At 61.7% G+C, this 21185-nt stretch carries 16 protein-coding genes; 12 read left to right on the top strand and 4 right to left on the bottom strand.

Translation table 11 applies throughout. The features are described from left to right. Window positions 1-7: 7 nt before the first annotated feature. The 9 genes from rplI to BM70_RS0118445 all read left to right on the top strand — a co-directional run bounded on the left by rplI (window position 8) and on the right by BM70_RS0118445 (window position 13619). The gene (rplI, locus tag BM70_RS0118485) at window positions 8-454 is read left to right on the top strand and encodes a 50S ribosomal protein L9 (protein ID WP_003171376.1); all 447 of its coding nucleotides are present in this window, start codon (window positions 8-10) and stop codon (window positions 452-454) included. A gap of 110 nt (window positions 455-564) precedes the next feature. Next, a complete protein-coding gene (gene dnaB / locus BM70_RS0118480) occupies window positions 565-1962 on the top strand; it encodes a replicative DNA helicase (protein WP_025857358.1) in 1398 nt (465 codons plus the stop codon). 184 nt (window positions 1963-2146) lie between these two features. Continuing rightward, window positions 2147-4450, top strand: coding sequence for a YgiQ family radical SAM protein (locus tag BM70_RS0118475; protein WP_025857356.1), 2304 nt, complete (start codon window positions 2147-2149; stop codon window positions 4448-4450). A 204-nt stretch (window positions 4451-4654) separates the two neighbouring features. After that, a complete protein-coding gene (locus tag BM70_RS0118470) occupies window positions 4655-5575 on the top strand; it encodes a hypothetical protein (RefSeq protein WP_025857355.1) in 921 nt (306 codons plus the stop codon). Then, complete coding sequence (locus BM70_RS0118465; protein ID WP_025857354.1) at window positions 5572-6021, top strand: hypothetical protein; 450 nt, start codon at window positions 5572-5574, stop codon at window positions 6019-6021. The genes BM70_RS0118470 and BM70_RS0118465 overlap by 4 nt, the downstream gene beginning before the upstream one ends. Before the next feature lie 218 nt (window positions 6022-6239). Then, window positions 6240-6617 (top strand): hypothetical protein, encoded by a 378-nt coding sequence (locus tag BM70_RS0118460; RefSeq protein WP_025857353.1) that lies wholly within the window; start codon window positions 6240-6242, stop codon window positions 6615-6617. Between the two features lie 187 nt (window positions 6618-6804). Continuing rightward, a complete protein-coding gene (locus BM70_RS0118455) occupies window positions 6805-10095 on the top strand; it encodes a DUF2126 domain-containing protein (protein ID WP_025857351.1) in 3291 nt (1096 codons plus the stop codon). Between the two features lie 147 nt (window positions 10096-10242). Then, window positions 10243-12729, top strand: coding sequence for a circularly permuted type 2 ATP-grasp protein (locus BM70_RS0118450; protein ID WP_025857350.1), 2487 nt, complete (start codon window positions 10243-10245; stop codon window positions 12727-12729). Next, window positions 12729-13619 (top strand): transglutaminase family protein, encoded by an 891-nt coding sequence (locus BM70_RS0118445; protein ID WP_025857349.1) that lies wholly within the window; start codon window positions 12729-12731, stop codon window positions 13617-13619. Before BM70_RS0118450 ends, BM70_RS0118445 begins: the two co-directional genes overlap by 1 nt. Before the next feature lie 212 nt (window positions 13620-13831). Here BM70_RS0118445 and BM70_RS0118440 read toward each other — a convergent pair whose 3' ends face one another. Continuing rightward, entirely contained in the window at window positions 13832-14014 is a 183-nt protein-coding gene (locus tag BM70_RS0118440; RefSeq protein WP_025857348.1) for a hypothetical protein, read from the bottom strand. A 333-nt stretch (window positions 14015-14347) separates the two neighbouring features. On the opposite strand from BM70_RS0118440, the gene azu reads away from it, so the two are divergent. Further along, window positions 14348-14794 carry an azurin gene (gene azu, locus BM70_RS0118435; protein ID WP_025857347.1) on the top strand — a complete coding sequence of 149 codons (447 nt, stop codon included), beginning with the start codon at window positions 14348-14350 and terminating at the stop codon, window positions 14792-14794. Between the two features lie 136 nt (window positions 14795-14930). Here the strand turns inward: azu and nadE are convergent, their stop codons facing one another. The 3 genes from nadE to BM70_RS0118420 all read right to left on the bottom strand — a co-directional run bounded on the left by nadE (window position 14931) and on the right by BM70_RS0118420 (window position 18074). Then, the gene (gene nadE, locus BM70_RS0118430; RefSeq protein ID WP_025857346.1) at window positions 14931-15758 is read right to left on the bottom strand and encodes an ammonia-dependent NAD(+) synthetase; all 828 of its coding nucleotides are present in this window, start codon (window positions 15756-15758) and stop codon (window positions 14931-14933) included. Window positions 15759-15761: 3 nt separating this feature from the next. Beyond that, complete coding sequence (pncB, locus tag BM70_RS0118425; protein WP_012721934.1) at window positions 15762-16976, bottom strand: nicotinate phosphoribosyltransferase; 1215 nt, start codon at window positions 16974-16976, stop codon at window positions 15762-15764. A gap of 207 nt (window positions 16977-17183) precedes the next feature. After that, window positions 17184-18074, bottom strand: a complete 891-nt coding sequence (locus BM70_RS0118420) for a LysR family transcriptional regulator (RefSeq protein ID WP_025857345.1) — start codon at window positions 18072-18074, stop codon at window positions 17184-17186. Between the two features lie 154 nt (window positions 18075-18228). On the opposite strand from BM70_RS0118420, the gene BM70_RS0118415 reads away from it, so the two are divergent. Continuing rightward, window positions 18229-19719 (top strand): aldehyde dehydrogenase family protein, encoded by a 1491-nt coding sequence (locus BM70_RS0118415; protein WP_025857344.1) that lies wholly within the window; start codon window positions 18229-18231, stop codon window positions 19717-19719. Window positions 19720-19892: 173 nt separating this feature from the next. Continuing rightward, window positions 19893-21176, top strand: coding sequence for an FAD-binding oxidoreductase (locus BM70_RS0118410; RefSeq protein WP_025857343.1), 1284 nt, complete (start codon window positions 19893-19895; stop codon window positions 21174-21176). The last annotated feature ends 9 nt before the right edge of the window (window positions 21177-21185 follow it).

The raw sequence follows: 21185 nt of genomic DNA, 5'->3' as shown, positions 1-21185 counted from the left end.
TTTTCACATGCAACTGATCCTTCTGGAAAAAGTCGCCAACCTGGGCAACCTGGGCGACAAAGTGAACGTTAAGGCCGGCTACGGTCGTAACTACCTGCTGCCATACGGCAAAGCCACCGCTGCAACCGCTGCCAACCTGGCTGCGTTTGAAGAGCGTCGTGCTGAGCTGGAAAAAGCAGCAGCAGACAAAAAAGCTTCGGCCGAAACTCGCGCTGCCCAACTGGCTGAGCTGGAAGTGACTATCACTGCCACCGCCGGTGACGAAGGCAAGCTGTTCGGTTCGATCGGCACCCACGACATCGCTGATGCACTGACCGCCTCCGGCGTTGAAGTGCAGAAGAGCGAAGTTCGTCTGCCGAACGGCACCATCCGCAACGTAGGCGAATTCGACGTAGCCGTGCACCTGCACGCCGAAGTTGAAGCCACCGTACGCGTTGTCGTGGTAGCAGCTTAAGCACTGCCTAACTGACTGGCACCTCGCGTGCCAGGCGGTTAACATCGGGCACGATCCTGTTTACAGGTCGTGCCTTTTGTTTTTCTAGAAACCCCAAATTCCAAGTGGCCATGAACGATATTTCAGCTCCTGAGCAATACGATCTGCAAACCGCTGCCCTGAAGGTGCCGCCGCATTCCATCGAGGCCGAACAGGCCGTGCTCGGTGGTTTGATGCTGGACAACAACGCCTGGGAACGCGTGCTGGATCAAGTCTCGGACGGTGATTTCTATCGTCATGACCACCGCCTGATTTTCCGCGCCATTGCCAAGCTGGCCGACCAGAACTCGCCGATCGACGTGGTGACCCTGGCCGAGCAGTTGGACAAGGAAGGCCAGACCTCCCAGGTCGGTGGCCTGGGCTACCTGGGCGAGCTGGCGAAGAACACGCCGTCCGTCGCCAACATCAAGGCCTATGCCCAGATCGTTCGCCAGCGGGCCACGCTGCGCCAACTGATCGGCATCAGCACCGAGATCGCCGACAGCGCTTTCAACCCTGAAGGGCGTACGGCCGAAGAGATCCTCGATGAGGCTGAGCGCCAGATCTTCCAGATCGCCGAGGCACGCCCGAAAACCGGTGGCCCGGTAGGCGTCAACGAGCTGTTGACCAAGGCCATCGATCGCATCGATACCCTGTTCAACACCGATGCCGCCATCACCGGTATTTCCACCGGTTATGCCGACCTGGATGAGAAAACCAGCGGCCTGCAGCCCTCCGACTTGATCATCGTTGCCGGTCGTCCGTCCATGGGTAAGACCACCTTCGCGATGAACCTGGTGGAAAACGCCGTGTTGCGCAGCGACAAGACGGTATTGGTGTACTCCCTCGAGATGCCAGGCGAATCGCTGATCATGCGGATGCTCTCGTCCCTGGGCCGTATCGACCAGACCAAGGTGCGTTCCGGCCAGCTGGAAGACGACGACTGGCCGCGCCTGACCTCGGCGGTTAACCTGCTCAACGACCGCAAGCTGTTCATCGATGACACTGCGGGTATCAGCCCTTCAGAGATGCGTGCGCGGACCCGCCGCCTGGCGCGTGAGCACGGCGACATTGCGCTGATCATGATCGACTACCTGCAGTTGATGCAGATCCCGGGTTCCAGCGGTGACAGCCGGACCAACGAGATTTCCGAGATCTCCCGGTCCCTCAAGGCCCTGGCCAAGGAATTCAACTGCCCGGTGGTGGCGCTGTCCCAGCTCAACCGTTCCCTGGAGCAACGCCCCAACAAGCGCCCGGTGAACTCCGACTTGCGGGAATCCGGCGCGATCGAGCAGGACGCCGACGTCATCATGTTCGTGTACCGCGACGAGGTGTACCACCCCGAGACCGAGCACAAGGGCATCGCCGAGATCATCATCGGCAAACAGCGGAACGGCCCCATCGGCTTTATTCGCCTGGCGTTCATCGGTAAGTACACGCGCTTCGAAAACCTCGCGCCGGGCAGCTACAACTTCGACGACGACGAGTAGTTTCAAGCGCCTGTAAGGGCGTCATCGCAGGCAAGCCAGCTCCCACCTTTGGAATGCGTTCCCCTGTGGGAGCTGGCTTGCCTGCGATGGCGTCACCACAATTCCGACTACTGCCGTCGGAATTGGTCAAAATTTGTGCTATATTCCGCGCCCGCGATTTTTCATCTCCACACCGGTCACCGTCATGCAAACAGCCAAGCCGTTATTTGACTATCCCAAGTACTGGGCCGAATGTTTCGGTCCTGCGCCATTCCTGCCGATGAGCAGGGAGGAGATGGATCAGCTTGGCTGGGATTCCTGCGACATCATCATCGTCACCGGTGATGCCTACGTTGACCATCCTTCGTTCGGCATGGCGATCATTGGCCGGCTGCTGGAGTCCCAAGGCTTTCGCGTCGGGATCATTGCCCAGCCGAACTGGCAGTCCAAAGACGACTTCATGAAGCTCGGCGAGCCGAACCTGTTCTTCGGCGTCGCGGCCGGCAACATGGACTCGATGATCAACCGCTACACCGCCGACAAGAAAATCCGTTCCGACGACGCCTACACACCCGGCGGCATGGCCGGCAAACGCCCGGACCGCGCGAGCCTGGTGTACAGCCAGCGTTGCAAGGAGGCCTACAAGAACGTGCCGATCGTGCTCGGCGGCATCGAAGCTTCCCTGCGTCGCATCGCCCACTACGACTACTGGCAGGACCGCGTGCGCAACTCGATCCTGATCGACGCCACCGCCGATATCCTGCTGTATGGCAATGCCGAGCGCGCCATCGTCGAAGTGGCCCAGCGCCTTTCGTGGGGCCACAAGATCGAAGACATCACCGACGTGCGCGGCACCGCGTTCATTCGCCGTGATACGCCGGTGGGCTGGTACGAAGTGGACTCCACGCGTATCGACCGTCCGGGCAAGATCGACAAGATCATCAACCCGTACGTAAACACCCAGGACACCCAGGCCTGCGCCATCGAGCAGGAAAAGGGGCCGCAGGATGATCCGGAAGAAGCCAAGGTCGTGCAGATCCTGGCCAGCCCGAAGATGACTCGCGACAAAACTGTGATCCGCCTGCCTTCGGTGGAAAAAGTCCGTGGCGACGCGGTGCTCTACGCCCACGCCAACCGCGTGTTGCACCTGGAGACCAACCCAGGCAACGCCCGCGCCCTGGTGCAGAAGCACGGCGAAGTGGACGTGTGGTTCAACCCGCCGCCCATTCCCATGACCACCGAAGAAATGGACTACGTGTTCGGCATGCCTTACGCCCGCGTCCCGCACCCGGCGTACGGCAAGGAAAAAATTCCGGCCTACGACATGATCCGCTTCTCGGTGAACATCATGCGTGGCTGCTTCGGCGGCTGCACCTTCTGCTCGATCACCGAGCACGAAGGCCGCATCATCCAGAACCGTTCCGAAGAGTCGATCATTCGCGAGATCGAAGAGATCCGCGACAAGGTCCCGGGCTTTACCGGCGTGATCTCCGACCTTGGCGGCCCGACCGCGAACATGTACCGCATCGCCTGCAAGAGCCCGGAAATCGAATCCGCGTGCCGCAAGCCGTCGTGCGTGTTCCCTGGCATCTGCCCGAACCTGAACACCGACCACTCGTCGTTGATCCAGCTGTACCGCAGCGCCCGTGCGTTGCCGGGCGTGAAGAAGATCCTGATCGCCTCCGGCCTGCGCTACGACCTGGCCGTCGAGTCGCCGGAGTACGTGAAGGAGCTGGTGACCCACCACGTCGGTGGCTATCTCAAGATCGCCCCGGAACACACCGAGGAAGGTCCGCTCAACCAGATGATGAAGCCGGGCATTGGCAGCTATGACAAGTTCAAGCGCATGTTCGAGAAGTACACCAAGGAAGCGGGCAAGGAGCAGTACCTGATTCCTTACTTCATCGCCGCCCACCCCGGCACCACCGATGAAGACATGATGAACCTCGCCCTGTGGCTCAAGGGCAACGGCTTCCGCGCCGACCAGGTGCAGGCGTTCTACCCGTCGCCGATGGCCACTGCCACCGCGATGTACCACTCGGGCAAGAACCCGCTGCGCAAGGTCACCTACAAGAGCGACGCGGTGACCATCGTCAAGAGCGAAGAACAGCGCCGTCTGCACAAGGCGTTCCTGCGCTATCACGACCCGAAGGGCTGGCCGATGCTGCGTGAAGCGCTGACCCGCATGGGCCGTGCCGACCTGATCGGGCCGGGCAAGGACCAACTGATCCCGCTGCACCAGCCAAGCACCGACAGCTACCAGAGCGCGCGTCGCAAGAACTCGACGCCGGCCGGCAGCCACAAGGTCGCCAAGGAAACCACCACCAGGATCCTCACCCAGCACACCGGCCTGCCGCCCCGTGGCAGCGACGGTAGCAACCCGTGGGACAAGCGCGAACAAGCCAAGGCCGCGGCCCAGGCGCGCAACAAGCAGGCCGCCAAGGAGCGCGCCGACGCGGCCAAGGGCAAGGGCGGCAAGCCTGCGCGCAAGCCGGTCGTGCCGCGTTGATTGCAGCCTGAATAAACAAAACGCCAGCCTCGTGCTGGCGTTTTGCTTTCTATTCGGTGGCGAGCCTGTTTGTTAAGGTGGCGCCCATCGAATCGCCATCGCCGGCAAGCCAGCTCCTACCGTTTGAAATGCGTTCCCCTGTAGGAGCCGGCTTGCCGGCGATGAGGCCAGTACGGCCAACATCATCATCAAGGAAGAGCACTCATGGGCAACCCCCTGGCCGGCATCGGCATGGACTTCAACCGTTCCCAATTCATGGCGCGCCAGCGCATCGAAAGCCAGATCAACCTGCCGCGCCTGTTTGCGGCCATCGACGCCGATCCAGGCATCGTCGGTGCAGGCGTGGTGTATATCGACGCCGATTTCAACGTCGTTACCCTGCGTGAATTCAAGCCCATTTGCAGCATCAAGCCCAAGCGCATTATTTTGCGCGAGGCACAGAAGTACATCGCGCCGGCGCAGTTTGCTGAGCATGTGGTGAGTAACCCTCGCGAATCTCGCCTCATCGGTGAAGCCGTGAATACAGGAATCTCCTGCCTGGGCGCTGTCATCAGTTGGGCGGCGATCGCCAGTGGAACAATCCTGGTGCCTTTCAGTGCTGGCGCCAGTTCCGTCATCGTGGTGGTGGGGTATGCAGCTGCCGGCGCCAGTTCGCTCCAGTGTTTCAATGGTATTGCCCGCACAGCGCTGGAAGTTGCCAAGCCAGAGGTAAACGATTGGCTCGACAGCGAAGGCTGGTACCAGAATGCTTCCATTGTGCTGGACGCTGCTTCGCTGGCAGGCGTTGGCGCTTCGGCCCTCACGACGGTCAAGCTGGTCAAGGTCGCTAAGGCCTCGACGGGCAAGAGTCTGCGGGAAGTGCTTCGCGGTTTGAATCGCCAGGAAAGGGCCAAACTGACGAAAGAACTGCTGAGCATCAATGATCCAAGTTTGACCTCGAAGTTGCTCAAGCTCAGGCAGGCATCGGGTGAACTCACCAAGCGTTTCACCCCTACGCAGCTCAAGCACAGTACGACCACCCAAATCAAAGACGTTTTGGGCGCAACGATTGGGTTTGGTGGGAGCGCCTATTCCGGAAACATCAATACCATCGCGATCGGGTTGTACGAGGAGGTAAACGAATGAGCGAATTGATCACGCTACGCGACTTTTTCAGGCAATACTTTCTGACGTTTATGGGCGGCGTATTTGCTGCGTGTTTTTCTTTGGCGTTGGCTGTGGCGCTGGCGTTCATTACCTACTTTCGTGATGCGCCCCTTGCCCAAGTGGGGCTCAAGATCATGTCTGTCGGGGCGCTGCTGGTTCTGTTGACGGTCCACAGCAACTTTATGATTTTGCGAGGCCGACCCTCCTGGGTTTGGGTGATGGTGGGAATCTACGTCGGCTGCCTGCTGTTTGTGTTTCCAATGGTTCAATACCAGCCTCAAAAGGTTCTCTTTGGGTTGGCTCTGTTATTCCCATTGCTCGGATTATTGACACTTAACAGCAAGGTTCAACGAGAGATGCGCCAAAAACTGCTGGAGATCCGCTATCTGCGCCAGGCCGTTATAGCGGCGGATAAAAAGCGTTAGCTCCACTGGTCCGTGCCAGCACCAACCCTGTGGTGGTTTTTTAGTTGTATTCAGTGGCGAGTCCGATGGTTAAAGCTGTGCTCCTTAAGTCGCTTTCGCAGGCAAGCCAGCTCCCACAGTTGACCGCGTTCTTACTTTGAACTCCGGCCAACTGTGGGAGCCGGGCTTGCCCGCGATGGGGCCAGGTTGGTCAGTAGGACTGTATGAGGAAATCAGCGATGAATGAACTACCTGGCATTCGCAGTTTCCTGGCGCAGTACTTCCCGGTTTTCATGGGCGCGATTTTCGCGGCGGTGTTCAGCCTTGTGTTTGCGGTACCGCTGATTTTCGACAGTTATTTCCCACGCTTGCCGATGGACGACAACCTCAAGTATTCCTTCCTGGGTGGCCTTGCGCTGACGTGGGGCATCGTGCAGTGCAATTTCATGATCGCGCGCGGACGGCCGCAATGGGTATGGCCGCTGGTGGCGCTGCTCACACTCTGTGTTCTGGCGGTACTGCCCACCATCGCCTTTGGTCCGCATCTGCTGTCCTATGGATTGAGCGTGCTGTTCCCGCTGTTGGGGTTGCTGCTGCTCAACAGCAAACGCCATTGATTGGGTAGATTCACCACCCATCCGCCTGCGCGCGCCACAAATATGTGCGTCACTCGCACCATGGCACCCCCGTTGGCGCCGTTTTGGTGCTGTACTGCACCGGGTCTTACGATAAAGCGCAATGACCGCCGCTCTGGCATAAGTCTTGCGCGCTTTGTGACCATGCCCTGGCTCGCAGGAGGCCGCCGTGTCGATTCATGTCGCGTTGCACCATGTTACGCATTACCGCTACGACCGCGCTGTCGAACTCGGCCCACAGATCGTGCGGTTGCGCCCGGCGGCCCATAGCCGTACGCGGATTCTGTCCTACGCGCTGAAAGTGCTGCCTGAGCAGCATTTCATCAACTGGCAGCAGGACCCCCAAGGCAATTACCTGGCGCGGTTGGTATTCCCGGACAAGACCGATGAACTGCGCATCGAGGTCGATCTGGTCGCCGAGATGGCGGTGTTCAACCCGTTCGACTTTTTCCTGGAGCCCTACGCCGAGAAAATCCCTTTCAGCTACGCCGCTGATGAACAGCGCGAGTTGGCGCCGTACCTGGAAACCCTGCCGCTGACGCCGAAGTTCGCCGCGTACCTGGCGGGCATCGACCGTACGCCATTGCCGGCGGTGGACTTTCTGGTAGCTCTCAACCAGCGCCTGGCGGCTGATATCGGCTACTTGATCCGCATGGAACCGGGCGTGCAAACCCCGGAATTCACCCTGGAAAACGCCTCCGGCTCCTGCCGCGACTCGGCTTGGCTGCTGGTGCAACTGCTGCGCAACCTGGGCCTGGCGGCGCGGTTTGTGTCCGGCTATCTGATCCAGCTGACCGCTGATGTCAAAGCCCTCGACGGCCCCTCCGGAACGGACGTGGATTTCACCGACCTGCACGCCTGGTGCGAAGTGTATTTGCCCGGCGCCGGCTGGATCGGCCTGGATGCCACTTCCGGGCTGTTTGCCGGTGAAGGGCATATTCCGTTGGCCTGTAGTCCCGATCCATCGTCTGCCGCCCCGATCAGTGGGCTGGTGGAACCGTGCGAGTGCGAATTCACCCACGAAATGTCGGTCGAGCGGATTTGGGAAGCCCCACGGGTCACCAAGCCCTACACCGAGGAACAATGGCTGGCGATCCAGGCCTTGGGCCGTCAGATCGATGGAGACCTGCTCAAGGACGATGTACGCCTGACCATGGGCGGCGAGCCGACCTTCGTGTCCATCGACGACCCCGACGGCGCCGAGTGGAACACCGCTGCGCTCGGGCCGGATAAGCGCCGTCTATCCGCCGAGCTGTTCCAGCGCATGCGCAAGCACTACGCGCCCAAGGGCCTGGTGCACTTCGGCCAGGGCAAGTGGTACCCCGGCGAGCAACTGCCGCGCTGGTCGCTCAATTGCTACTGGCGCCGCGACGGCGTGCCGATCTGGCACAACAGCGCGTTGATCGCCGATGAACAACAGGACTATGGCGCGGATGGCGCCCTGGCCGGGCGTTTCCTGGCCAGCGTCGCGGAACGCCTGAAACTGCCGGCACGCTTTGTGTTCCCGGCCTTCGAGGACAATTTCTATTACCTGTGGCGCGAAGGCGCGCTGCCGCAAAACGTTACCGCCCAGGACCCGCGCCTGAGCGACGACCTGGAGCGCGAGCGCCTGCGCAAAGTGTTCGGCCAGGGCCTGGATAAAATCATCGGCCAAGTGCTGCCGCTGGCGCGCACGGCGGCCAATGACCGCTGGCAAAGCGGGCGCTGGTACCTGCGTGACAACCATTGTCGCCTGGTGCCGGGGGATTCGCCGCTGGGTTATCGCCTGCCACTGGCCTCGCAGCCTTGGGTGACGGCGGCGGAGTATCCGTTTGTGCACCCGACGGACCCTAATCAGGATCAGCCCGAGCTGCCGACCACTTCTCAACTGCAAAGCCACGGCGAACCCGCGCCGAGTGATGAACGCGTGCCGAAGGTGGACGAGTCCGCCGACTGGCTGACGCGCACCGCCCTGTGCGCCGAAGCACGGGAAGGGCGCCTCTACCTGTTCATGCCGCCCTTGGAACGCGTCGAAGATTATCTTGAGCTGGTGGCTGCCATTGAGGCGACTGCCGAAGAACTGCACTGTCCGGTGCTGCTGGAAGGCTATGAGCCGCCAGCGGATACGCGCCTGAGCAACTTTCGCGTCACGCCGGACCCTGGCGTGATCGAGGTCAACGTGCAGCCATCCGCCACGTGGGACGAGTTGGTGGAACGCACCGAGTTCCTCTACGAGGAGGCCCGGCAAACCCGCCTGACCACGGAAAAATTCATGATCGACGGGCGCCATACCGGCACCGGCGGCGGTAACCACTTTGTGCTCGGTGGCGCGACACCCAAGGACTCGCCGTTCTTGCGCCGGCCGGACTTGCTGCGCAGCCTGATCAGCTACTGGCACAACCATCCCTCGTTGTCCTACCTGTTCTCCGGTCTGTTCATCGGCCCGACTTCCCAGGCGCCACGGGTGGACGAGGCGCGCAACGATGCCCTGTACGAGCTGGAAATCGCCTTCGAGCAAATGCCCGGCCCCGGCGAAGAATGCCCGCCATGGTTGGTGGACCGCCTGCTGCGCAACCTGCTGATCGATGTGACCGGCAACACCCACCGCGCCGAGTTCTGCATCGACAAACTCTACTCGCCGGATGGCGCCACTGGCCGCCTGGGCCTGCTGGAGCTGCGCGCGTTTGAAATGCCGCCCCATGCACGCATGAGCCTGACCCAACAACTGCTGCTGCGTGCGCTGGTCGCGCGTTTCTGGCGCGAGCCCTACGCGCCGTCGAAGCTGGCACGTTGGGGCACAGAGCTACACGACCGTTTCCTGTTACCGCACTTTATCGAGCAGGACTTCGCCGACGTGATCGTCGAGCTCAACGCCGCGGGCTACCCGCTGCGCGCCGAATGGTTTGCCGCGCACCTGGAGTTCCGCTTTCCCAAGGTGGGCGACTATGCCGTCAGTGGTATCGAACTGGAGCTGCGCCAGGCCCTGGAGCCCTGGCACGTATTGGGCGAGGAGGGCGCGGTGGGTGGCACGGTGCGCTATGTGGACTCATCGCTGGAACGCTTGCAGGTGAAGTTGAGCGGCTTGGCGCCTCAGCGTTATCTGCTGACCTGCAACGGTATTCCGGTGCCGTTGCAGCCCACTGGCCGAGTCGGTGAGTTCGTCGCCGGCGTGCGTTACCGCGCCTGGCAACCTGCCAACTGCCTGCAACCGACCATCCCGGTGCATGCGCCGTTGGTGTTCGATCTGCTGGATACCTGGATGCAACGCTCGTTGGGCGGTTGCCAGTACCATGTCGCCCATCCGGGCGGGCGCAATTACGACAGCTTGCCGGTAAATGCCAATGAGGCAGAGAGCCGGCGCATGGCGCGGTTTTTCCGGTTGGGGCATAGCCCGGGGAAGCTCGACGTGCCGACGGTTGTCATTAACGACGAATTGCCGATGACCCTGGATCTACGTCGTTTCCCCAATAAAAATGACTGAACGCTATCCCCTGTGGACGCTAGCTTTTGTGGTGAGCGAGCTTGCCTCGCGCGGGGCAAGCCCGCTCACCACAAAAGCCGGGGGCTACAGGGGATTTGCAGTGTTTGTTGAGTTAATCTGAGCCCCCTTGCCTCTGCCGAGCGTTCCATGTCCGACTTGCTCGACCGTTACCCGCTGACCGCGGGCACTTATCACGAACTGCTGGATGATAGCGGCGCGGTACGTGCCCATTGGCGGCGTCTGCTCGACCACCTGCAACGCAGCACGCCCGCGCAACTGGCCCAGCGCCAGGCACTGCTGACCCGGCAGATCCAGGAAAACGGCGTGACCTACAACGTCTATGCCGACCCCAAGGGCGCCGACCGCCCGTGGGAGCTGGACCTGCTGCCCCATGTGCTCGCCGCCGATGAATGGCGGCACCTGTCGGCCGGTATCGCCCAGCGTGCGCGCTTGCTCAATGCCGTGCTCGCCGACCTGTACGGCCCGCAACGCCTGATCAAGGAAGGCTTGCTGCCGGCCGAACTGGTGTTCGGGCATAACAACTTCCTGTGGCCGTGCCAGGGCATCCAGCCGCCGGACGGTGCGTTCCTGCACCTGTACGCCGTGGACCTGGCGCGCACGCCGGATGGCCGTTGGTGGGTGACCGCCGACCGTACCCAGGCACCATCTGGCGCCGGTTACGCGTTGGAAAACCGTACCATCGTGTCCCGGGCATTCCCGGATCTTTACCGGGACCTGCAGGTTCAGCACCTCACCGGTTTCTTCCGCACCTTGCAGGAAACCCTGGCCCGTCAGGCGCCCGGTGATGACCAGCCGCCGCTGATCGTGCTGCTCACGCCGGGCCGGTTCAACGAAAGCTATTTCGAGCACCTCTACCTCGCCCGCCAGCTTGGCTACCCGCTGGTCGAAGGGGGGGATCTTACGGTGCGCGACAGCACCGTGTTCCTGAAAACCCTCAGTGGCCTGCGTCGGGTGCACGCGATCATGCGCCGCCTGGATGACGACTTCTGCGACCCTCTGGAGCTGCGTACCGACTCGGCCCTCGGCGTGCCCGGCCTGCTCGATGCCGTGCGCCAAGGCAATGTGCTGGTGGCCAATGCCCTGGGCAGTGGCGTGCTGGAGTCCCCAGGCTTGCTGGGTTTCCTGCCCAAGATCAACGAATTCCTGTTTGGTGAAGAACTGATCCTGCCGTCCATCGCCACCTGGTGGTGCGGTGAAGCGCCGGTACTCGCTGAAGCGCTGGAGAAACTGCCGGAGCTGCTGATCAAACCGGCGTTTCCGTCGCAGAGTTTCGCGCCGGTATTTGGCCGTGACCTGAACGACGAACAGCGCCAGGCCCTGGCCGAGCGCATGCGCGCGCGTCCGTACGCTTACGTCGCCCAGGAACTGGCGCAACTGTCCCAGGCACCGGTCTGGCATACCGTGGATGACCACCTGCAACACCGCGCCATCGGCATGCGCGTGTACGCCGTGGCCAGCGACGAGGGTTACCGCGTGCTGCCCGGCGGCCTGACGCGGGTGGCCGCCGAGGCTGATGCCGAAGTGGTGTCGATGCAACGTGGCGGCGCCAGCAAGGACACCTGGGTGCTCGGCGAACGCGCCGCCGGCGGTGAGCACTGGCGCGCGCAGCGGGCGATTGGTGCCCATGACCTGGTGCGCCGCGATCCTTACCTGCCGTCCCGCGTGGTGGAAAACCTGTTCTGGTTCGGGCGTTACTGCGAGCGCTGCGATGACAGCGCGCGCTGGCTGCGTATCGTGCTGGCGCGCTATGTGGACGGCGATGACCCGTTGGCCTTGCAGGCTGCAGTCGAGCTGGGCGAAAACCTGCGACTGTTGCCGGAGGAGGGCGAGTTGCCCGAACGCCTGCTGGCGGCGCTGCTCGGCGATGACTGGCCTTCGAGCCTGCGCGCCAACCTGCAACGCTTGCAGTGGGCCGCGTCCCAAGTGCGCGGCAAGTTGTCCCGGGAGAACTGGCAAGCCTTGGTGGAGCTGCAACGCGAAGCCGTGGAGCTGGAAAGCGACGCCCCGGATTTTGGCGAGTTACTGGATTTCCTCAACCGCCTGGTGATGTCCCTGGCGGCACTGTCCGGGTTTGCCCTGGACGACATGACCCGCGACGAAGGCTGGCGCTTCTTGATGATGGGCCGGCGCATCGAGCGCCTGCAATTTCTGAGCAGCAGCCTCGCGGCGTTCCTGCGTGGCGTGGCGGTGTTCGACCAGGCGGGGCTGGAGTGGTTGCTGGAACTGGGCAACAGCAGCATCACCTATCGTTCGCGCTACCTGGCGGTGCCGCAGTTGATCCCGGTCCTCGACCTGCTGCTGCTGGACGAGCAGAACCCCCATGCGGTGCTGTTCCAGCTCAAGCTGGTGAGCCGCACCCTGCGCCGTCTCAACGACGATTTCGGCGTGGCGCGGGAAACCGGTCTGGCCCCGCTGGTCGAGCGCCTGGCGCGATTCGACCTGGGCTGCCTGGAGAACCCGTTGTTTGGCGAATCCAGCGTGCGTGCTGCGTTGGATGGCCTGGCCGACCTGCTGCAAGCGGTCGCCGATGAGAGTGGGCAAGTGTCGGATCGCCTGGCCTTGCGCCATTTTGCCCATGTGGATGATGTCAGCCAGCAAACGGTGTCGGTGTGATGAGTGCGCGCTACCAGATTTTCCACGATACCCATTATCACTACGACAGCCCGGTGTCCCTGGCCCAGCAGTTGGCGCACCTGTGGCCACGGCCTTGCGCCTGGCAGCGTTGCAGCTCGCAACAACTGGAGATCAGCCCGGAGCCAACGTCGCGACGTGATGAGCTGGATGTATTCGGCAATCCCATCACCCGCCTGGCGTTCGAGCGGCCCCATGATGAACTGCTGGTGAATGCCGGGCTGACCGTGGAAGTGCTGGCGCGGCCGACGCTGGATTTCCAGCAATCGCCCGCCTGGGACCAGACCCGCGACAGCCTGACTTACCGCAGCCAGTCCATGCCCCCAGAGCTGATCGAAGCCTGCCGCTACCGCTTCGAATCGCCTTACGTGCACTTGAAGAAAACTTTCGTCGAGTTCTCCGAAAGCTGTTTTCCCCCTGGCGAGCCGTTGCTGCTGGGCGTGCAGGCGTTGATGGAAAAGATCTTCAGCGAGTTCACCTTCGATGCCGAGGCCACCCAGGTCGCCACGCCGCTGGTAGAAGTACTGGAGCGCCGACGCGGCGTGTGCCAGGACTTCGCCCACCTGATGCTCGCCTGCCTGCGCTCGCGTGGCCTGGCGGCGCGCTATATCAGCGGCTACCTGCTCACCCAGCCACCGCCCGGCCAGCCACGGCTGATCGGCGCCGATGCGTCCCATGCGTGGGTGTCGGTGTATTGCCCGGTTTCAGGCTGGGTGGATTTTGATCCGACGAACAATGTGCAGCCGGCACTGGAGCACATCACCCTGGCCTGGGGCCGGGACTTTTCCGATGTGTCGCCGTTGCGCGGGGTGATTCTGGGGGGAGGGAGCCATGACCCGGAAGTACGGGTGACGGTGATGCCGCTGGAATAACGGGCTTGCTGTAGTGAGCGGGCTTGCCCGCGCTGGGCTGCGAAGCAGCCCTCAAGCCTGACACCACGGTCTTTCGGGTGTTCTGGTGGGAGCGTAACGGGGCTGCTTCGCAGCCCAGCGCGGGGCAAGCCCGCTCACCACAGCAAGCCCGCTCACTGCAACAAGCCCGTTCGCCACAGTAAGTTCGCTCACCACAAGGTGGGAGCGATCAATTATTCAGCTGGATCTTTTGGCGTTTCGGTCTCGTCGTTCGTTACTTCACCATCTGCATCCGGGTTGAGCCCGCCGGCCTCTTCTTCTGCAGCGGCTTTCTTGCGTTGCAGTTTTTCCTCTTTCTTCTGCTCCTTGGCCAAGTCTCTCTGACGTTTGGCGAAGGAGTAATTAGGTTTGGCCATGGGCGATCCTCTAGGGTCGAAGGTGAGGGTGGCGGCGCGCAGCTGCCTTGGGACGACATGGTAGCAGCTTCAGAGTGCGCTTGGCCTTCACTTACCGCAGGCGTAGGCGGCCAGCAGGCCGTTGAACAGTTGGTTGAGGTGCATGGCTCGGACTCCGATGGGTGATGTGCCGATCATAGTCAGGTGGTTGTACTTTGGCTGGTAGATTGTGTTGATCAGTCTGATAGCCTAAAGTTGTATACAATCTGTTGATGCAGATCATAAGAATTTCTGCCTGTTTCAGGCACCCTTTGTCGCAATACGCGTTTTCTAAACCCTGCCTTGGAGATTCACATGTTTGCCAAACTCGTTGCTGTTTCCCTGCTGACTCTGGCGAGCGGCCAGTTGCTTGCTGCAGAGTGCAAGGTCACTGTCGACTCCACTGACCAAATGTCCTTCAACACCAAAGCCATTGAAATCGACAAGAGCTGCAAGACATTCACCGTCGAGCTGACTCATTCCGGCAACCTGCCGAAAAATGTCATGGGCCATAACTGGGTACTGACCACTGCTGCTGACATGCAACCGGTCGCCACTGACGGCATGGCTGCCGGCATCGACAAGAACTACCTGAAAGACGGCGACACTCGCATCATCGCCCACACCAAGATCATCGGTGCCGGTGAGAAAGACTCGGTGACCTTCGACGTGTCGAAGCTGGCTGCCGGGACTGACTACGCGTTCTTCTGCTCGTTCCCGGGCCACATCTCGATGATGAAAGGCACTGTGACCGTCAAGTAAGACCGCGTCATCGTTCATCGCAGGCAAGCCAGCTCCCACACTCGACCGCGTTCTCATTTTGGACATCGGTCAACAGTGGGAGCTGGCTTGCCTGCGATGGCAATCTAACGATCAATACAACACTCTCTGGCTCACCTCACGGCGCAAACGGCATGACCCGCTTGTGCTCGGTCTTGCGGTACGTGTCACAGATAATCTTGAACGCTTCCTCGCGCACCGGCTCGCCGTGCAGGAACGCATCGATTTCGGCGTAGGTCACGCCATGGGACGCTTCGTCCGGCTTGCCTGGCGACAAGTCTTCCAGGTCGGCAGTCGGAATCTTCTCCACCAACGACTCCGGCGCACCAAAGTGCCGCGCAATCGCACGCACCTGGTTTTTCACCAGGCCGCTCAACGGCGCCAGGTCGCACGCACCATCACCGAACTTGGTGAAAAAACCCATTACCGCTTCCGCCGCATGGTCAGTGCCGATCACCAGGCCACCGGCCGCGCCGGCGATGGTGTACTGCGCCACCATGCGCATGCGCGCCTTGGTGTTGCCCAATACGAAATCGCGGGACACCGCGGCCTTGCCTTCGAACGCCGCCACTTCATTGGCCAGGGATTTCACCGCCGGGCCGATGTTCACCGTGTGGCGCTCGTCCGGCTCGATAAAGTCCACCGAGGCCTGGGCGTCGATCTCATCGAACTGGGTTTCGTACGGCAGGCGCACCGCGATGAAACGGTAGGCCTCATCGCCGGTGCTGGCGCGCAGTTCCTGCATCGCGCGTTGGGCCAGCAGGCCTGCGGTCAGGGAGTCGACGCCGCCGCTGATGCCCAGCACCAACGCCTTGAGCCCGGAATTGCGCAGGCAGTCCTGGATAAAGATCACGCGGCGGGCAACCTCGGCCTCGAGGGCGGCCTGGTCTTTGAACGGCGCTTGGACCTTGAGCTGTTCAGCAATCTCACGCTGTACGGCTTGCATGATTCACTCCTTGCTAGAGATGGCAGGTACTTTGAAAACATGACGCAAATAGGCGACGAAATTCGGGTCGGTGCAATGGGTCTTGCCCGCTTCATCGGAGATCTTCGCGACGGGCTGGCCATTGCAGGCCGTCATTTTAAGCACGATGCTCATCGGCTCGACACCTGGAATGTCGCAGGTCAGGTTGGTGCCGATGCCGAAGCTCACATTGATCCGACCGCGCAGCGCACGGAATATTTCCAGGGCCTTGGGCAACGACAGGCTGTCGGAGAACACCAGAGTCTTGCTCATCGGTTCAATGCCGAGCTTGTGGTAGTGGGCGATGGCTTTTTCTGCCCACTGCACCGGGTCTCCGGAGTCATGGCGCAGGCCGTCGAAGAGCTTGGCGAAGTACAAGTCGAAATCGCCTAGGAACGCGTCGGTGGTGATGCAGTCGGTCAGGGCGATGCCCAGCAGGCCGCGGTATTCGCGGACCCAGCAGTCCAGCGCGGCGATCTGGCTGTCGATCAGGCGCGGGCCGAGTTGCTGGTGGGCCATGATCCATTCGTGGGCCATGGTGCCCAGCGGCTTCATGTCGAACTCGCGGGCCAGGTGCACGTTGCTGGTGCCGACAAAGCGCCCGGGGAAGTCATGCTTGAGCACGCTGACCACTTCTTCCTGCACGCGGTACGAGAAGCGCCGACGCGTGCCGAAGTCGGCCACTTGCAGTTCGGACAGCTCGTCGCTGCTGGCGTTGGCGGTCAGCCAGTCGAACTTGCGGTACAACTGCTCGCGGGCCTGTTCGAGGATCACGGTCTGGTAGCGGTAGCGGTTACGCACTTCGCTGACGATGGCCAGCATCGGCACTTCAAACAGGATCACATGCAGCCACGGCCCGCGCAGGCGGATGAACAACTCGCCGTTCTCGATGCCGGTCTGCACGTAGCGCAGGTTGAAGCGGAACAGCCCGAGGAAGCGCAAAAAGTCCGGCTTCATGAAGCTGATGCGTTCCAGGAAGCCCAGTTGGTCCGGGCTCAGGCTCAGCTCGGCGAGGCGCTCGATCTGGTAGCGGATCTCCGCCAGGTACGGGCGCAGGTCTTCGCTGTTACGGCAACGAAACTCCCATTCAACTTCCACGTTGGGGTAGTTGTGCAGCACCGCCTGCATCATGGTCAGCTTGTAGAAGTCGGTGTCGAGCAAGTTCTGCACGATGCGATCGGCAAACACACTCTCGCTCATAACGGGAATCTCCAGACGGGTCGGCGATGGGCGCCGGCCTTTACGCACAATTAAGGAAGGGGGCTAGTGGCGCATAGACCTGTGGGGTTTTGCCAGTGATTTTTTCGGTAAGGCCACTGGCGCCATCGCAGGCAAGCCAGCTCCCACATTTGAAATGCATTCCAAGCGGTGGGCGCTGGCTTGCCTGCGATGGCGATTCTCCAGGCGCTAAAGCACCTGTTCCATCATCCACTTCACAAAATCGCGCACCTTTGGCACCTCCGCCGAATGCTCCGGATAAGCCAGGTAATACGCATCCTGGCTTGGCATTGCATGCTGCCAGGGGATCACCAGCTTGCCGTCGGCCAGTTCTTCTTCCACCAGGAAACGCGGCAGCAGCGCCACGCCACAACCCACCTGCGCCGCTCGAATGCACATATAGAAGGTGTCGAAACGCGGTCCGTGATAGCTGTGCTCGGTGTGGAAACCCTGGCTGGCAAACCAGTCGTGCCAGCCCTGGGGGCGCGAGGCGTTTTGCAGCAGCACCAGGTCGCTCAGTTGCGTGGGATCGGTGAACGGCTGCGCCGGCAGGCTTTCCGGCGCGCACACCGGCACCAACTCTTCGCTGAACAATTTCAGGCTCTCGGTGCCGGGGCGTGAGCCCTGGCCGAAATAGAAGGCCATGTCGGCCTTGCCTTGCAACAACTCGTCCGGCTCCTGCTCGTTGCACAGGTCCAGGTGGATCTGCGGGTGACGCAGGCGCCAGCCCTTGAGGCGCGGCACCAGCCAGCGTGCGCCAAAGGTGTAGGGCGTGGACACGCGCAGCACTTCGGTCTCGCCGCCGTAGGAGCGCAGGTAGTGGGTGGACATCTCCACTTGGGTGAGGATCTTGCGCACTTCCACCAGGTACAGGTCGCCCGCCGGGGTCATCTGCAAGCGCCGGCGCACCCGGCGAAACAGCAGGTGTTGCAGCAGTTCTTCCAGTTGCGCCACCTGTTTGCTCACCGCGCTTTGCGTGAGGTTCAGTTCCTCGGCGGCGCGGGTGAAGCTCAAGTGGCGGGTGGCGGCTTCGAAACACTGCAGGGCAGTGATCGACGGCAAATGTCTTTTGTTCAGCACGGCACGCCTCTTTTTATTCTTTGCATGAATAAACGGAATGATATCTCGCCTAATCGTCGTTTGTTGGCAAGTCTTGGTCCAGCTACAAATAAGGTCTGGATCGCCGTGCGGGCCGCGGCGCAATTTTTCTGTTTGTAGATTGAAGGAGTGACCCATGGTTGCCGCATTGCTTGATCGTCTCGGGGTAAACCCGGCGCTGTACCAGGCGGGCAAACAGCCCGTGCATTCGCCGATCGATGGCAGCCGCATCGGCAGCGTGCACTGGGAAGGTGCCGCCGAGGTGGAGCAACAGGTCAGTCGCGCCGAGCATGCATTCGAAGCCTGGCGCAAAATACCGGCCCCGCGCCGTGGCGAATTGGTGCGCCAATTTGGCGATGTATTGCGCGAATACAAGGCCGATCTGGGTGAATTGGTGTCGTGGGAAGCCGGCAAGATCACCCAGGAAGGCCTGGGCGAAGTGCAGGAAATGATCGACATCTGCGACTTCGCCGTCGGCCTGTCGCGCCAGTTGTACGGTTTGACCATCGCCTCCGAGCGTCCTGGCCACCACATGCGTGAAACCTGGCACCCGCTGGGCGTTGTCGGCGTGATCAGCGCCTTTAACTTCCCGGTGGCCGTGTGGGCGTGGAACACCGCCCTGGCCCTGGTGTGCGGTAACGCCGTGATCTGGAAACCGTCGGAAAAGACCCCGCTCACCGCCCTGGCCTGCCAGGCGCTGTTCGAGCGCGTGCTGAAGAAATTCGACGGCGCGCCCGAGTACCTGAGCCAAGTGATCATCGGCGGTCGTGATGCCGGTGCCGCGCTGGTGGATGACCCGCGCGTCGCCCTGATCAGCGCCACCGGCAGCACGCGTATGGGCCGCGAAGTGGCACCGAAAGTCGCCGCACGCTTTGCCCGCAGCATCCTCGAACTGGGCGGCAACAACGCGATGATCCTCGGCCCAAGCGCCGACCTGGACATGGCCGTACGCGCCATCCTGTTCAGCGCCGTCGGCACCGCCGGCCAGCGTTGCACTACGCTGCGCCGCCTGATTGCGCATGAATCGGTCAAAGAGGAAATTGTCACCCGCCTCAAGGCAGCCTATTCCAAGGTGCGCATCGGCCACCCGCTGGAAGGCAACCTGATCGGCCCGCTGATCGACAAGCACGGCTTCGACAACATGCAGGACGCCCTGGAGCAGGCCTTGAGCGAAGGCGGCAAGGTGTTCGGTGGCAAGCGTCAGTTGGAAGACAAATTCCCCAACGCCTACTACGTGTCGCCGGCCATTGTGGAAATGCCCGAGCAGAGCGACGTGGTGTGCACCGAGACCTTTGCGCCGATTCTCTACGTGGTCGGCTACACCGATTTCGCCGAGGCCCTGCGCCTGAACAACGCCGTGCCGCAAGGCCTGTCGTCGTGCATCTTCACCACCGATGTGCGTGAAGCCGAGCAGTTCATGTCGGCCGTGGGCAGTGACTGCGGCATCGCCAACGTCAACATCGGCCCGAGCGGCGCGGAAATCGGCGGCGCGTTTGGCGGTGAGAAAGAAACCGGTGGCGGGCGTGAGTCGGGTTCGGATGCGTGGCGCGGGTACATGCGTCGCCAGACCAATACCGTGAACTACTCGCTGGAGTTACCGCTGGCCCAGGGCATTACCTTCGACTGATTCCTCAAGTCGAAGCGCGGTCAATGTGGGAGCTGGCTTGCCTGCGATAGCATCACCATGGGGTACCTGATACACCGAGGTGCCTGCATCGCAGGCAAGCCAGCTCCCACATTTGATTGGGTTTGCAATTCAAAATAATAGTTGTTTGTTAGGTTTCATCCCGGAGTCTGGCAATGGCACTGCGCGAAACATGTTTGTGGGAACACCTCACCCCTGGCCGGCCGGATCGGGCTGCGCTCAAGGGCGAGGTCAAGGTGGATGTGTGCGTGATCGGCGCCGGGATCACCGGCCTGTCGGCTGCCATTCATTTGCTGGAGCAGGGTAAACGCGTCGCCGTGCTGGAGGCTCATCGCACCGGTCATGGCGGTTCGGGGCGCAATGTCGGGCTGGTCAACGCCGGCATGTGGATCCCGCCGGACGACATCGAAGCCGGTTTTGGCGAGGCGGTGGGCAGCCAGCTCAACCGCATGTTGGGCGCGGCCCCGTCGCTGGTGTTCAGCCTGATCGACAAATACAACATCAATTGCCAACTGCGCCGCGAAGGCACCTTGCACATGGCGCACAATGCCCGTGGCGAGGCGGATTTGCGCAGTCGCGAAGAACAATGGAAGCGCCGTGGCGCACCGGTGGAATTGCTCACGGGCGAGGCCTGCGAGCAGGCCACCGGTACCAGGAAGATCGCTGCCGCCTTGCTGGACCGGCGTGCCGGCACCTTGAACCCGATGGCTTACACCAGTGGTTTGGCCAACGCGGCGGTCGGCCTGGGCGGGCAGTTGTTCGACCATTCTCCCGTCACCCAGCTTGAGCGCCAGGGCGCGCACTGGTCGGTGCAAACCGCACAGGGTTCAGTGCAGGCTGCACAGGTGGTGATCGCCTCCAACGCCTACACCGAAGGCGAATGGACCGAGCTGCGGCGCAATTTTTTCCCCGGTTACTACTATCAGGTCGCGTCGGCTCCGCTGACGGACGAAGCCGCTAAACAGATCCTGCCCGGTGGCCAAGGCTCCTGGGACACGCGCCAGGTGCTGAGCAGCATCCGCCGTGATGCCGATGGTCGTCTGTTGCTCGGCAGCCTGGGCAATGGCAACCAGAAACCGGCGTGGTTCCTCAAGGCGTGGGCCGATCGGGTGCAGCAGCACTACTTCCCATACCTCAAATCGGTGCAGTGGGAATTCACCTGGACCGGCTGCATCGCCTTCACCCCGGACCACTTGATGCGTCTGTTCGAACCCGCCCCTGGCCTGGTGGCAGTAACGGGCTATAACGGCCGTGGCGTGACCACCGGCAGTGTGGTCGGCAAGGCGTTTGCCGACTACTTGTGTCACCAGAATCCCCAGGCGTTGCCGATTCCGTTCGCGCCCATGCAGCCGCTGGCCGGGGTGGGCCTGCGCAGCTGTCTTTATGAAGCTGGATTCTCGCTGTATCACGCTGGGCAATGCCTGAGGATCGTGATCTGATCAGCGAAA

The organism is Pseudomonas sp. CHM02 (assembly GCF_000612585.1).
In the GTDB taxonomy this organism is placed as follows: Bacteria; Pseudomonadota; Gammaproteobacteria; order Pseudomonadales; family Pseudomonadaceae; genus Aquipseudomonas.
The sequence above is the reverse complement of the archived record's forward strand: the minus strand, read 5'-3'. Positions and strand labels throughout refer to the sequence as shown.

Coding starts and splice junctions, on each gene's coding strand:
- rplI (WP_003171376.1), top strand. CDS start 8: ATGCAACTGATCCTTCTGGAAAAAGTCGCCAACCTGGGCAACCTGGGC.
- dnaB (WP_025857358.1), top strand. CDS start 565: ATGAACGATATTTCAGCTCCTGAGCAATACGATCTGCAAACCGCTGCC.
- BM70_RS0118475 (WP_025857356.1), top strand. CDS start 2,147: ATGCAAACAGCCAAGCCGTTATTTGACTATCCCAAGTACTGGGCCGAA.
- BM70_RS0118470 (WP_025857355.1), top strand. CDS start 4,655: ATGGGCAACCCCCTGGCCGGCATCGGCATGGACTTCAACCGTTCCCAA.
- BM70_RS0118465 (WP_025857354.1), top strand. CDS start 5,572: ATGAGCGAATTGATCACGCTACGCGACTTTTTCAGGCAATACTTTCTG.
- BM70_RS0118460 (WP_025857353.1), top strand. CDS start 6,240: ATGAATGAACTACCTGGCATTCGCAGTTTCCTGGCGCAGTACTTCCCG.
- BM70_RS0118450 (WP_025857350.1), top strand. CDS start 10,243: ATGTCCGACTTGCTCGACCGTTACCCGCTGACCGCGGGCACTTATCAC.
- BM70_RS0118445 (WP_025857349.1), top strand. CDS start 12,729: ATGAGTGCGCGCTACCAGATTTTCCACGATACCCATTATCACTACGAC.
- BM70_RS0118440 (WP_025857348.1), bottom strand. CDS start 14,014: ATGGCCAAACCTAATTACTCCTTCGCCAAACGTCAGAGAGACTTGGCC.
- azu (WP_025857347.1), top strand. CDS start 14,348: ATGTTTGCCAAACTCGTTGCTGTTTCCCTGCTGACTCTGGCGAGCGGC.
- nadE (WP_025857346.1), bottom strand. CDS start 15,758: ATGCAAGCCGTACAGCGTGAGATTGCTGAACAGCTCAAGGTCCAAGCG.
- pncB (WP_012721934.1), bottom strand. CDS start 16,976: ATGAGCGAGAGTGTGTTTGCCGATCGCATCGTGCAGAACTTGCTCGAC.
- BM70_RS0118415 (WP_025857344.1), top strand. CDS start 18,229: ATGGTTGCCGCATTGCTTGATCGTCTCGGGGTAAACCCGGCGCTGTAC.
- BM70_RS0118410 (WP_025857343.1), top strand. CDS start 19,893: ATGGCACTGCGCGAAACATGTTTGTGGGAACACCTCACCCCTGGCCGG.